11 protein-coding genes are annotated in these 12,009 nt (G+C 70.8%); 4 read left to right on the top strand and 7 right to left on the bottom strand.

The genetic code is table 11. The features are described 5' to 3' along the window. The first annotated feature begins 70 nt into the window (after nucleotides 1-70). Nucleotides 71-421 (top strand): tetratricopeptide repeat protein, encoded by a 351-nt coding sequence (locus tag ACIBM5_RS26575; RefSeq protein WP_391586449.1) that lies wholly within the window; start codon nucleotides 71-73, stop codon nucleotides 419-421. A gap of 7 nt (nucleotides 422-428) precedes the next feature. Here ACIBM5_RS26575 and ACIBM5_RS26570 read toward each other — a convergent pair whose 3' ends face one another. From ACIBM5_RS26570 to ACIBM5_RS26560, 3 genes are all read right to left on the bottom strand, one after another. Continuing rightward, nucleotides 429-1,109: a lysoplasmalogenase gene (locus tag ACIBM5_RS26570; RefSeq protein WP_396009134.1), complete on the bottom strand. Its 681-nt coding sequence runs from the start codon at nucleotides 1,107-1,109 to the stop codon at nucleotides 429-431. Continuing rightward, on the bottom strand, nucleotides 1,106-1,966 hold the full coding sequence (locus ACIBM5_RS26565) for a sterol desaturase family protein (RefSeq protein ID WP_396009133.1): 861 nt from the start codon (nucleotides 1,964-1,966) through the stop codon (nucleotides 1,106-1,108). The genes ACIBM5_RS26570 and ACIBM5_RS26565 overlap by 4 nt, the downstream gene beginning before the upstream one ends. A 168-nt stretch (nucleotides 1,967-2,134) precedes the next feature. Continuing rightward, nucleotides 2,135-3,271 carry a DUF2382 domain-containing protein gene (locus ACIBM5_RS26560; RefSeq protein WP_396009132.1) on the bottom strand — a complete coding sequence of 379 codons (1,137 nt, stop codon included), beginning with the start codon at nucleotides 3,269-3,271 and terminating at the stop codon, nucleotides 2,135-2,137. 414 nt (nucleotides 3,272-3,685) lie between these two features. On the opposite strand from ACIBM5_RS26560, the gene ACIBM5_RS26555 reads away from it, so the two are divergent. Further along, entirely contained in the window at nucleotides 3,686-4,141 is a 456-nt protein-coding gene (locus tag ACIBM5_RS26555; protein WP_396009131.1) for a GNAT family N-acetyltransferase, read from the top strand. Nucleotides 4,142-4,210: 69 nt separating this feature from the next. On the opposite strand, the gene ACIBM5_RS26550 is transcribed toward ACIBM5_RS26555, so the two are convergent. Together ACIBM5_RS26550 and ACIBM5_RS26545 are read right to left on the bottom strand one after the other, a co-directional pair. Continuing rightward, nucleotides 4,211-4,873 (bottom strand): response regulator, encoded by a 663-nt coding sequence (locus tag ACIBM5_RS26550; protein ID WP_396009130.1) that lies wholly within the window; start codon nucleotides 4,871-4,873, stop codon nucleotides 4,211-4,213. After that, on the bottom strand, nucleotides 4,848-6,020 hold the full coding sequence (locus tag ACIBM5_RS26545; protein WP_396009129.1) for a sensor histidine kinase: 1,173 nt from the start codon (nucleotides 6,018-6,020) through the stop codon (nucleotides 4,848-4,850). The genes ACIBM5_RS26550 and ACIBM5_RS26545 overlap by 26 nt, the downstream gene beginning before the upstream one ends. 175 nt (nucleotides 6,021-6,195) lie before the next feature. Between ACIBM5_RS26545 and ACIBM5_RS26540 the strand changes: the two genes are divergently transcribed. Next, entirely contained in the window at nucleotides 6,196-8,466 is a 2,271-nt protein-coding gene (locus ACIBM5_RS26540) for an MMPL family transporter (protein ID WP_396009128.1), read from the top strand. 88 nt (nucleotides 8,467-8,554) lie between these two features. On the opposite strand, the gene ACIBM5_RS26535 is transcribed toward ACIBM5_RS26540, so the two are convergent. Then, entirely contained in the window at nucleotides 8,555-8,791 is a 237-nt protein-coding gene (locus ACIBM5_RS26535; protein WP_396009127.1) for a hypothetical protein, read from the bottom strand. 477 nt (nucleotides 8,792-9,268) lie between these two features. Between ACIBM5_RS26535 and ACIBM5_RS26530 the strand changes: the two genes are divergently transcribed. Further along, entirely contained in the window at nucleotides 9,269-11,041 is a 1,773-nt protein-coding gene (locus ACIBM5_RS26530; protein WP_396009126.1) for a hypothetical protein, read from the top strand. On the opposite strand, the gene ACIBM5_RS26525 is transcribed toward ACIBM5_RS26530, so the two are convergent. Continuing rightward, nucleotides 10,965-11,918 (bottom strand): A/G-specific adenine glycosylase, encoded by a 954-nt coding sequence (locus tag ACIBM5_RS26525; protein WP_391586459.1) that lies wholly within the window; start codon nucleotides 11,916-11,918, stop codon nucleotides 10,965-10,967. The genes ACIBM5_RS26530 and ACIBM5_RS26525 overlap by 77 nt on opposite strands. Nucleotides 11,919-12,009 lie beyond the last annotated feature (91 nt).

The raw sequence follows: 12,009 nt of genomic DNA, 5'->3' as shown, positions 1-12,009 counted from the left end.
AATACCCGGCCGGGGTACTCGGTTCTGCCTGGTGTCCGACGCCGTCACGAGCATTGCGAAGGGAGCCACCGTGACGCTGACCCTGGAGAACTACCGAGTTGCCGAGGAACTGGTCGAGCGACGCGACCCGCTGGGCGCGCTGCGCATCCTGGAGCCGGTGCTGGAGGACGAGCGCGACAACGTGGCCGTGCAGCAGCTGGCCGGCCGGGCGTACTTCCTCTCGCTCCAACTGCGCCGGGCCGAGGCGACGCTGCGGCGGGTGGTCGAGCTGGACCCGTGTGACGCGTGGGCCACGCACGCACTGGGCCGGACCCTGGAGCGGGCCGGCCGCGGTGCGGAGGCCGCACCGTTCCTGCGGCTCGCCGCGGCGATGAACCCGGAGCCGCAGTACACGGCGGCAGCGGCGAAGTACGCCGACTGAGGCCGACTCAGCCCGACGAGGCGGTGGACCGACGGTCCACCGCCTCGTCGGCGTGTGGGCGGCCGAAAGGCCACGTCGCCCACGTGAGGGCGAGGAGCAACTGGGCCGCCACGTAGGTGGGCATCACCACCGCGTCCTGACCGGGCACCAGGTCCACGTCGGCGATGCCCAGTGCGATCACCGCATCCGAGAGCAGGAACAACGTGCCGCCGAGCCCGGTGCGCCGGCCGACCCCCGCCGCGTACGCCGCCATCGCGGTGAGCAGGAGGCTGTAGCCGAGCACCGGCACCAGGAGGTCGTCCAGGCCGCGCCACACCAGCGCCATCGTCGCGCCCCAGGCGAGCAGGTACCCGACGGCCCGGCGCGCGGAGAGCGTGCCACCCATGCGCCGAAAGGCCAGGAGGTAGCAGACGTGGCCGACCGCGAACCCGGCCATTCCGATCATGAAGGTCGCGTCGTGGTCCACGAGCAGCCCGACGTCGCCGACGAACCCACCCGCCAGGGCACCGATCGGCAGCCGCAGGTCGGGTCGCGCACCGGGGCGTGCGGCAACCCACACGAAGGCGATCAGCACCGGCATCAGCAACGTCTTGGTCACCCAGCGGGGCCCGTCGACACCGCTCGCGGCGAGCACCGTGTCGACGACGCCCAGGGTCAGATATGTGGCGAGCAGCGCGCGCGCCCTCACGCGCCGGCCCGGGCGACGGCCGATGCCTCGACCGCCTCGGTCGCGGGCTGCCAGCCGGGTCCGCGCAGCACCCGGCCGAACCGCACCCGCCAGGTGCCCGCGGCCCGGACGTCGCGCGCGATGGCCGCGTACTCGTGGAAGGCCACCCGCAGCGGGTTGTACGTCTCGATGTTCTTGGTGAGCCCGTAGTTCACCGGCTCGCCCTCGGGCTCGAAGCTGCGGAACAGCCGGTCCCACAGGATCAGGATGCCGCCGTAGTTGCGGTCCAGGTACTGCCGGTTCGAACCGTGGTGCACGCGGTGGTGGGACGGCGTGTTGAAGACGTACTCGATCGGCTTCCAGAGCTTGTCGATCCGCTCGGTGTGGATCCAGAACTGGTAGAGCAGGTTGATCGAGAAGGACGTGACCACCATCGCCAACGGGAACCCGAGCAGCAACATCGGCCCGATGAACACGATGTGGTGCGCCCCGGTCCAGGTCTGTCGCAGCGCGGTGGAGAGGTTGTAGTGCCGGCTGGAGTGGTGCACGACGTGGCTGGCCCACAACAGCCGGATCTCGTGGCCGGCGCGATGCTCCCAGTAGTAGAAGAAGTCCACGCCGACGATCACGAGTACCCACGCCCACCACGTGTGCCCCAGCCGCAGCGGGGTGAGTTCGTGCAGCCCGTCCCAGGCCAATACGGTCAACAACCCCCAGCCGAGCCCGGCCGCGATACTGCCGAGGCCCATGGTCAGGCTCGTCGCGGTGTCCTTCACCGCGTACCCGCGCTCGTCGTCGTCGGGGGCGAAGCGGTACGACACCCACTCGACGACCAGGAGGAGGGTGAAGGCCGGAATGGCGAACACCGTGAGGTCCATGTCTCGGACCCTACTGGCGAGTAACGCCGGGCGGAAGAGGTGATTTCCCGCTGATTTCCCCCGGTCGTGGCGGTCGTCCCCGAATACGGCCGAAGCCCCCGGCCGCCGTCGCGGACGTGCCGGGGGCGGGGCGATCGGGGGCTTCGCGGGAGGCGGAGCGGAACGGGCCTACATGTTCTTGTTCTTGTCCATGCGGTCGTTCTTGTCCAGTCGCTCGCCCTTGCCGTCGAGGACCTGCACCTTGTCCCCGTCGTGCAACTCGATGCGTTCGCGCCGAACCTCCTCGGTCACCCGCTGCTCGCCCTGCACCTTCTTGGCGACCAGCCGGATGCGCTCCATCGGGACGACCTCCTTGCGGACGACGACCCGCTCGGCGTGCAGCACGATCTCCTGCGCGCTCTCGCGCATGTCCGGACCTTCGAGCGCGGCGCCGCGGTTGGAGCTGTCGATCGGCTCGCGGACGATCTCCCACTCCTCGTGCATCACCGGCACGACCTTTTCCACCTGCTGGGTCTCGATCACCTTGCGCAGTGCCACACGCCCGGCTTCGACCATCTCGACGTGCACGTCCAGCCGCTCCTCGGAGCGGGTCATCGCGTCGTCGGAACCGGCCTTGCCGGACATCGACCCGGCCCGGGCCGTGCCCGTGCCGACACCGGTCGTGCGGGCCGTGGTGGAGGACGCCATGCCTGCCTTGGCATCCGGATCCATGCCCGACCGGGCGTGCCGGCCGGTCGTGGTGCCGGTGAGCCCGGTGGCCGTGGGCGACGGCGTCCGGGTGCGGCCGGTCGGCGGGTCGTTGGTGCGCACCGACGGATCGTGCTTGCCGGTCAGCTCCTCGTAACCGTCGTCCGAACCCGCGAGCTGGGACTTGGACATGTCCGCCCGCCGGTGGGTGCCGGCCGCGCCGGCGGCGCCGGCCGCTCCGGCGGCCGTACCGGCGGTACCGGTGCCGGTGCCCTGGGAGGTCTCGGTGCGGGTCATGCCGCTGGACGGCGTGACGCTGTAGTGACGGTAGAGGCGGGCCTCTTCCTCCGGCGAGAGGTGCTCGTCGGTGCCCAGGCTCGGCGCCTCCTTGACGAGTTCCTTGTCGAACGGCACACGCAGGTCGTCGCCCTGCATGTCGGCCGGGCCCAGCGGCACGAAGCTCTCGCGTCCGCCGAACATGCCGGTCTTCACGGTGACCCATTCCGGCTCGCCGGAGCGGTCGTCCAGGTACACCTGACCGATGGTCCCGATCTTGTTGCCTTCGGAATCGACGACCTTGCGGCCGATGAGTTCCTGCGGGGTGACATTCGTCTTCACGAGCCAACGCTCCTGTTCCCGGCGTCGCGGCAAGGGTGTCGCGACATGGCGGTCGTCGTGTGGGAGCTCCGATCACCAGCAGACGGCGATTCGGTCGAAGCGACAACCGGAGGCGGTCGGGGCGGTGCCGGTCGAGGGCCCGTCGCGGCGCTGTCATCAGCGGGAATGCAACCCGTGTCGGCCGACGAGCGGGGTCGGCGAGATTCACCCGTGTGGGTGAGTGACCAGTCGGGCTGGAGCGGTTATCAAGAAGAGGATCCGCGCTGCTCGGGGCGCCTGCGGAGGGAGTGCGGCGAGGGCCGGGCGGGCGGTCGGGCTTCCGATGGCCGAGGACGGATGCCCGATGACCGATTCGGCGACGATCGGGTCGGCGCACACTCGGGGTGGGCAGTTCGGGATTTGTAGGCTTTCGTTATGACCATGACCATCCGCCCCGCGACGGCTCGGGATCTGCCCGGGCTGCTCGCGCTGTACGCGGAATTCCATCCCGACGACGTGCCGCTGCCGATCGAGGACGCCCACTTGATCTGGGCGGACATCGCCACGCAGCGCGGTCGCACGGTGCTGGTCGCGGATCTGGACGGGGACATCGTCGGCACCGCCGACTGCGTGGTGTTGCCCAACCTCACCCGGGGCGGGCACTCGATCATGTTCGTGGAGAACATCGTGGTGGCGGCGGCCCGCCGCAGACGGGGGACCGGCAGCCGGCTGTTGGCCGCCGCCGGCACGCTCGCCGCCGATGCGGGGTGCTACAAGCTGCAACTCCTGGCCGCGGAAACCGCCGAGGCGCAGGAGTTCTACCGGGCCTGTGGCTTCGGGACCACGGCTCTCGGCTTCCGCCGATACCTGCGATCCGTCGTGCCCGACTAGGCCGTGTCCGGCGGTCGTGCCCGACTAGGCCGTGTCCGGCGGGTCTTGGGACATGGCCCGGCACCCGGCTCAGGTTCCGGGGAGGATGCGGCGCGTTTCGTAGGCCCACATCGCGATCTCGACCCGGTTGCGGGCGCCGAGTTTGGCCATCAGGCTGGCCAGATGCGTCTTCACCGTGCTGAGGCTGATGTGCAGTGCATCGGCGATCTCGGTGTTGGTCAACCCGCGAGCGACGGCGAGGAGTACCTGCTCCTCGCGGGCGGTGACGGGGGAGACCGGCTGGGCCACGGGCCGGCCGGCGGGCAGGTCCGCGAATGCCTGGAGCAGACGGACGGTGACGCTGGGCGCGATGAGCGCCTCACCGCCGGACGCCGACCGTACGGCCTGGGCCAGTAGGTCCGGTCCCGTGTCCTTGAGCAGGAATCCGCGGGCGCCGGCACGCAGCGCGCCGTAGACGTACTCGTCGAGGTCGAAAGTGGTGATGACGACCACGGCCAGCGGGTCGGCGACGCCCGGGCCGGCGACCGACCGGGTGGCCTCGAGCCCGTCGATCACGGGCATGCGGATGTCGAACAGGCAGACGTCGGGGAGCAGTTCGCGGGCCAGACGTACCGCTTCCCGTCCGTCGGCGGCCTCGCCGACCACCTCGATGTCGGGCTGGGCGTTCAGCATGATCCGCAGCCCGGTGCGAATGATGGTCTGGTCGTCAGCGACGAGGACGCGAATGGGCACCGTTCTCGGTCCTCCCTCTCGGCAGCTCGGCTTCGACATGCCAGCCCTGGTCGGCGCCGGGGCCGGCTCGGAGCTTGCCGCCGAGCAGGGCGGCGCGCTCACGCAGTCCGGCAAGTCCGTATCCGGCACGGCCTCGGCCCGTGCGGTGGCCGTTGTCGCGCACACTCACCCGTACCGTGTGCCGTTCCGCGGTGACCCGGACGACGACCTCGGTCGCGTTGACCGCATGGCGCGTGGCGTTGGTCATCGACTCCTGCACAATGCGGTAGACGGCCGCGTCCACGGCCGGGGGCAGCGTGTCCAGTTCGCCGTCGAGCCCCAGGTCGACTCTGAGGCGACCGCCCGGGGTGCGCACCAGGCGCTCCAGATCCGCGACACCGGCAAGCGGCGCCAGCTCGGCGCCGGTCCCGCGGTTGCGCAGCGTGGCGACCATGGCTCGCATTTCCTCCAGCGTGCGCGCCCCTTCCTCCTCGACCCCCTCCAGCGCCTCGACGGCGGCGGACGCGTCGGTGCCCGCGAGTACCTGGCCCGCCTGGGCGCGGATCACCATGGCCGAAACGTGGTGGGCCACCGTGTCGTGCAGTTCCCGGGCGAGCTGCTCACGTTCGCGGGAACGTACCTGCTCCAACTGCCGCTCGCGAGCGGTCACCCGGAACCGCACGGCAGCCCCGATCAAGCCGGGCAGGAACAGGAAGACAAAGCCCCCGACCGTTTCGGCGGCCGGGATTTCGCCCGTGACGGCACACAGCGCGAAGGCCGTGAGGATCACCGCGCCGCCCAACACGATCTCCCGTCCCGATCCCCACCGGGACAGCGCATACACCAGCACGAGCACGACCGCGCCGGTGTCCAGGCCGACGGGCTCGCGCGGTCCGGCGACCAGCGAGGCCAGCTGAAGCAGGATCACCGAGCCGAACGCCAGCGCGACCATCACCAGTGGGCGGGTCCGGCGCCACAGGGGCAGCAGGCACAGCCATACGGCGCACACCACCGCCACCGGCCGCCACACGACGTTCTCGCGCAGGGTGGCCTCCAGCACCACACCGCCCAGGCTCGCGGCGAGCAGCGCCCAGTCCCGCCACACCCGGGCGGGCGCGTCGGGTGGCGGGGGTTCGGTCCACAGGGTTCGCAGGTCGTCTCGCAGCACGCTTCTCAGCCTAGGGACCGCGCCGTGCCGCGCATCGGCCGAAAGGACGGGGCGTCACTCCGCCGTGGGGCCGAAGGATCCGCGGCCCGCGAGCCGATGCCGCGGAGCGCCGTGGCGAGGAACCTCGGCATCGGCGACCGTACAAGGACGGCCGCCGAGGTGGTTGGAGGAACCGATGCTCTCGAAAGCCCTGTTGCGCCTGGGCACAAGCGCCGCCCGCCATCCCTGGCGGGTGATCGCGGCATGGCTGATCGCCGCCACGCTTGCCGTCCTCGCCGCGATCGCCTTCGGCGGGCGGACCGCGGACTCGATGACCGCTCCGGGACTGGACTCCCAACGGGCCGCGCAACTGATCGAGCGGGCCGGCACCGGCCAGGAGGGGATGACCGCCCAAGTGGTCGTCACCCCCCTCGACGGCGGTGCGACGTTCTTCGACCACGGCAGCGCGCGCACCGCTCTCACGCGGCTGCAGACCGAGGTGCAGCGACTGCCGCACGTGCTCGGCACGAGCGACCCCGCGGGGGCACTCGACGCAGGCGGGGACACCGGCGTGCGCGGCGGCCTGGTCTCGGCCGACGGGCGGATCGCGGTCGTCCGGGTGCAGTACCCCGACCAGAGCCGGCTGTCGGCCGAAGACCTCGACGCCCTCGTCGATCTCGGCGGCCGGCTGCGTGCCGAACTGCCCCTGCGCATCGAGATGGGCGGGAATCTCTTCTACGCCTTCTCCGACCCCGACGGCGGCGCGAGCGAGCTGATCGGCATCCTCGCCGCGGCCGCGATCCTGTTCCTGGCGTTCGGTTCGCTCGTCGCCGCCGCGCTGCCGATCGGCATGGCGGTCTTCGGGCTGACCGTCGGGGTTGCCGTGATGACGGTACTGGCGGGGGTGACGGACGTCCCGACCTTCGCCCCCGTCCTGGGCAGCATGGTCGGGCTCGGAGTGGGCATCGACTACGCGCTGTTCGTGCTCGCCAGGCACCGGGAGTACCTCGCGCGCGGGCTCGATCCCCGCGAGGCGGCCGGGCGAGCGGTGGCCACGGCGGGGAGGCCCGTGGTCTTCGCCGGCGGCACCGTCGTCGTATCGATCCTCGGCATGGCGGTCGCGAACGTACCGTTCATGACGGTGGGCGGGTTCGCCGTCTCGATCGTCGTGCTGACCATGGTGCTCGCGTCGGTGACGCTGCTGCCGGCCTTCCTCGGCGCCGCCGGCCCGCGCCTGGCCCGGGTCGGCCGGATCGGCCGGGCTCTGCAGACCGGGAGGCCGGGCCGACTCGCGCGGCGGCGGGACTCGGCGGCAGGCGCCGCCCACGCCGCCGGGTGGCGTCGCTGGATCGGGCACGTCAGCCGACACCCGGTGCCGTACGCGGTCGGCGCGGCGGGGCTGCTGCTGACCGCGGCGCTGCCCGTGCTCGGCCTGCGCGTCGGCCTGCCCGACGACGGCTCACTGCCCCACGGCCGTACCGAGCGCCGGGCCTACGACCTCGTCGCCGAGGGGTTCGGCCCGGGCACCAACGGTCCCCTCGTCATCGCCGCGGACCCCACCGGCGATCCGGGAGTGCTGGACCGACTCGTCGCCGGCGTCGCCGCCGATCCGGGCATCGCATCCGTCGCGCCGACGCACATCGATCGGGCCACCGGGATCGCGACCCTCGTGGTGTTCCCGACCACCAGCCCTCAGGACAAGGCCACGGCCGACACCATCGCCCGGCTGCGCACCGACGTGCTGCCCACGGCGATCGGGCACGGCCCGGCCAGGGCCCACGTCGGCGGCGCCGCCGCGAGCCTGTCCGATGTGGGCCGACGCACCAGCCAACGCCTGCCGGCGTTCATCGCCGCCGTGCTGGCGATGTCGTTCCTGCTGCTGATGCTGGTCTTCCGCTCGATACTCGTACCGCTCAAGGCGGTATTGCTGAATCTGCTGAGCATCGGCGCGGCCTACGGCATCATGGTCGCGGTCTTCCAGTGGGGCTGGGGAGGCGCACTCATCGGGCTGGAAGCGACGGTTCCGATCGTGTCGTTCATCCCGATGTTCCTCTTCGCCATCCTGTTCGGCCTGTCGATGGACTACGAGGTGTTCCTCCTCTCCCGAGTACGCGAGGAGTACGTGCGCACCGGCGACAACGGCACGGCGATCGTCGAGGGCATCTCGGGCACCGCCCGGATCATCACCTCGGCCGCCCTCATCATGGTGGCGGTCTTCCTGTCCTTCGCCGTCTCCGAGGACCCCTCGATCAAAATGTTCGGGCTCGGCCTGGCCACCGCGATCTTCATCGACGCCACGGTCGTACGCATGGTGCTGGTACCGGCGACCATGACACTCCTCGGCCGGACCAACTGGTGGCTGCCGAAGTGGCTGGACCGGATGCTTCCCCACAGCCCGGTCGGCACCGACGACACCGACGCGGGATCCACGGGTGAGGCCCCGCGTCCACGGCTGGTCGACCGGTGACACAACTCCTGCCCGCCCGTCTTGAACCGCCGGATCACGCCCTCGAACCGCTGCCGCGGTCGCTCGCCACAGCCGCGTCCGCCCGGCGTCACCTGCCGGTGCGCCAAGGGCCGCCGAGGGAGCCCTCCGGGGGGTCGGTGGGGCCGTTGTGCAGCCAGCCGGTGCCTCGACAGTGCGGACAGCGGGTACCGGCCCAGATCGTCGACACCTCGCGATGCCGGCTGCGATACACCCGGCCGGAGGTGTCCAGGCCGGTGCCCTGGCACCCCATGCAGCGGATCGCCTCGCCCGCCGTGGACTCGTCGCGTCCGGCTTCCTCCGTCACCGCGTTCCCCTTCGATCGGTGTGCGCCCACGATCGAGCCGTATCGCGTTCCGTGATGGGCGTGTGTACACCCAGTATTCGCGGGCCGTGCGCCGGGTGCCGGGATTCGGGACAGAAAGGTTTCCGGGTCGGTTGCGGCCGGAGTGCGGCGAGCCGAGGGGCTCGGCCGCGGCGCGGGGGCTGCGGCACCCGGGGCCGGTCGGCCGGCATGCGCATTGCAATCCCTTTGCCCGGTTGTTCCGCCGCGTTGGAAAACAATGGTCGCCGAAATGACACGCGCCGCTCGGATCGTCGATACAGTTTTCGATCGAATTGCCGAACATCGATGAGGGTCAATTTCAGGCGGCTATTTCCACGATGATATTATGCCGCCGATCGGTGTGCGGGACGACAAGAGCTCGGGAGCAAGGCGATGGGCGTAGAAAACGCCTTGGTCGAAAAGAATGCGACCGAGGGCACGGAGAATGCCGATCCGGAAATGTCGCGAAAAAGGCCGTGGTATCGGCCGGACGCGCGGACCGGATGGGCCCTGGCCGTCGTGCTGGTCCCGGCCCTGTTGCTCGGACTGGCCGCCTTCCGGCGACGCTGGATCGGCGACGACGGGCTGATCTTCGTCCGCGTCTCGCAGCAGATCCTGGACGGGAACGGGCCCAACTTCAACGTGGGCGAGCGCGCCGAGGCGGCCACGTCCACGCTGTGGCCGTGGTTGCTCGCGCTGGTCGGCGGGGTGACCGGGATCGACCTGGTCGCCGTCGCGGTGTACGGCTCACTGGTGTGCGCGGTCGCCGGTCTGGCGATCGCCACGATGGGCACGCGGCGGCTGTACCGCGACCTCCCGGGTGGTGGATGGCCGCTGCCCGCCGGGGCGCTGGTGATCGCCGCGCTGCCGCCGTTCTGGGACTTCGCCACCTCCGGCCTGGAGATGGGGCTGATCTTCGTCTGGCTGGGCACGAGTTGGTCGCTGCTGGGCCGGCTGGACCGGGACAGTTCCCTCGCCCGCCAGGCGTGGACCTCGTTCGCGCTCGGGATGGGTGTGCTGGTGCGGCCCGACCTCGCGCTGGGCACGATCGTCTTCGCGGTGGCCGCGTGGTTGCTGCTGCGGCCCTCCCGCAAGCGGTTGGCCCTGCTCGCGCTGTGCGGCGGCCTGCTCCCGGTGCTCTACCAGATCTTCCGGATGGGCTACTACGGCGTCCTGCTGCCCAACACGGCGATAGCCAAGGAGGGCACCAAGACCGACGTCGGTCGCGGCTGGACCTACTTCGAGGACTACGCGAGCCCGTACAACATCTGGGCGCCGCTGCTGCTGACCGTGGTGGCGGTCGGTCTGCTGGTCGGTGTGGGCCGCTCGATCGGCGACTTCGAGCGCTACCGGATCCGGGTCCTGACCGCGACCGCGTTGGTCGTGGGCACGGTGCTGCTCGGCTACGTGATCGTGGTGGGCGGCGACTTCATGCACGCCCGACTGCTGCTGCCCGGCACGTTCGCGTTCCTGCTGCCGGTCCTGGTGCTGCCGTTGCAGCGGCTGTACGCGAGCACCGCGGCGGGGCTGGCCGTGTGGTCGGTGATCTGCGCGGCCTCGATGCGAGTGCCGTACCAGGGCTTCGGTCCGAAGAACATCGAGGACACCCGCTCGTGGTACGTGACCTGGACCGGTGAGCGGAACCCGGTCACCTCGAAGGCCTACCGGGACGCCTTCGTGAAGCGGCTCGAAGGCGTCGGCACCGAGTGGCGCAAGGACACCGCGACGCCCGGTGCGCAGTTCGTCTACCTGACCTACTACCACGAGCCCGACAAGTTCTGGATGTTGAACTTCGACTTCCGCTCGGCGCCGCTCAAGTACCACGTCCCGGTCACCGACTCGGTGGTCTACGGCGCGCTCGGGCAGCCTGCGGTGCTGGTGCCCACCTCGGGACTGGCGATCGACATCTTCGGCCTGGCCAATCCGCTCGGTGCGCACCTGGACCTCGACTATCGCACCCGGTCCGGGCACGACAAGCTGACCTACATCGAATGGATTCTGGCCGACTTCACCGAGCCGGGTACCGCACTGGACCTGCGCAATGTCGATCCGGCCAAGGTCGAGGCGGCTCGGCGGGCATTGAACTGCGGCGGTATTCGCGAACTCCGGGAAGCGACCCGCGAACCCATGTCGGTATCGCGATTCTGGAAGAACCTCATCGGGTCGCCGAAACGGAACTCGATGCGGATTCCGACGAATCCGATCGATGCGGAGAAGCGGTACTGCCACTGAGCGGACCGGCGGGCAGTCGGTACACGCCCGCCGCCAGCGGCTCGACCAGTCCGTCCGCGACCAGCCCGTCCAGCGCCCGTGCGCGTTGGACGGGCTCGTCCCATACCGCGTCCAGCGCGGCCTGGGAGACCGGTCCGGCGCTCTCCCGCAGCACCGCGAGCAGCCGACCGCGGACCTGGCGGTCGGTGCCCGCGTAGGTCTGGCCGCGCCGGGGCGGGCCGTCGTACGCGGGCTTGCCCGCCAGCCGCCATGCGCACAGGGCGGCGATCGGGCAGCCCACGCACTTGGGCGACTTCGCGGTGCACACCAACGCGCCCAGTTCCATGATCGCCACCGCCCAGGTCGCGGCACGTTCCGCGGCGGCGGGCAACAGTGTGGTCGCGGTGCGCCGCTCGGCCGGCGTGGTGGCCTGCGGCGGGTACTCCACGCCGTCGATCGCCCGGCCGATCACCCGGCGCACGTTGGTGTCCAGCACGATGTGCCGCTGCCGGAACGCGAACGAGGCGATCGCCGCGGCGGTGTATTCGCCGACGCCCGGCAGCGCCAGCAGATCCGCGTGTGCGGAGGGGACTTCGCCGTCGTGGCGCTCGACCATCGCGACGGCCGCGCCGTGCAGCCGCAGCGCGCGGCGCGGGTAGCCGAGTCGGCCCCACATCCGGACCGCCTCGCCCGGCTCGTCGGCGGCCAGCGCGGCCGGCGTGGGCCAGCGGGTCAACCAGGCGTCGTAGACCGGCAACACCCGCGCCACGGGAGTCTGTTGCAGCATGAACTCGCTGACCACGACCGCCCACGCGGATGCGTCGGGGGCGCGCCAGGGCAAATCGCGTCGATGGGCCGAATACCAGTCGAGGATCGGCTCGTGCAGTGCGTGTGACATCTCTCCCCGATCCTCGCACGTTACGCGGGGTCACTCGGGCGAGTGACCGGGGCTTCTGCCCGCAAATGCCGGAATGAGCCTGCGACCAGGG

The organism is Embleya sp. NPDC050493, from assembly GCF_044458105.1.
In the GTDB taxonomy this organism is placed as follows: domain Bacteria; phylum Actinomycetota; class Actinomycetes; order Streptomycetales; family Streptomycetaceae; genus Embleya.
The sequence above is the reverse complement of the archived record's forward strand: the minus strand, read 5'-3'. Positions and strand labels throughout refer to the sequence as shown.

Coding starts and splice junctions, on each gene's coding strand:
- ACIBM5_RS26565 (WP_396009133.1), bottom strand. CDS start 1,966: ATGGACCTCACGGTGTTCGCCATTCCGGCCTTCACCCTCCTCCTGGTC.
- ACIBM5_RS26555 (WP_396009131.1), top strand. CDS start 3,686: ATGACCATGACCATCCGCCCCGCGACGGCTCGGGATCTGCCCGGGCTG.
- ACIBM5_RS26540 (WP_396009128.1), top strand. CDS start 6,196: ATGCTCTCGAAAGCCCTGTTGCGCCTGGGCACAAGCGCCGCCCGCCAT.
- ACIBM5_RS26530 (WP_396009126.1), top strand. CDS start 9,269: ATGTCGCGAAAAAGGCCGTGGTATCGGCCGGACGCGCGGACCGGATGG.
- ACIBM5_RS26525 (WP_391586459.1), bottom strand. CDS start 11,918: ATGTCACACGCACTGCACGAGCCGATCCTCGACTGGTATTCGGCCCAT.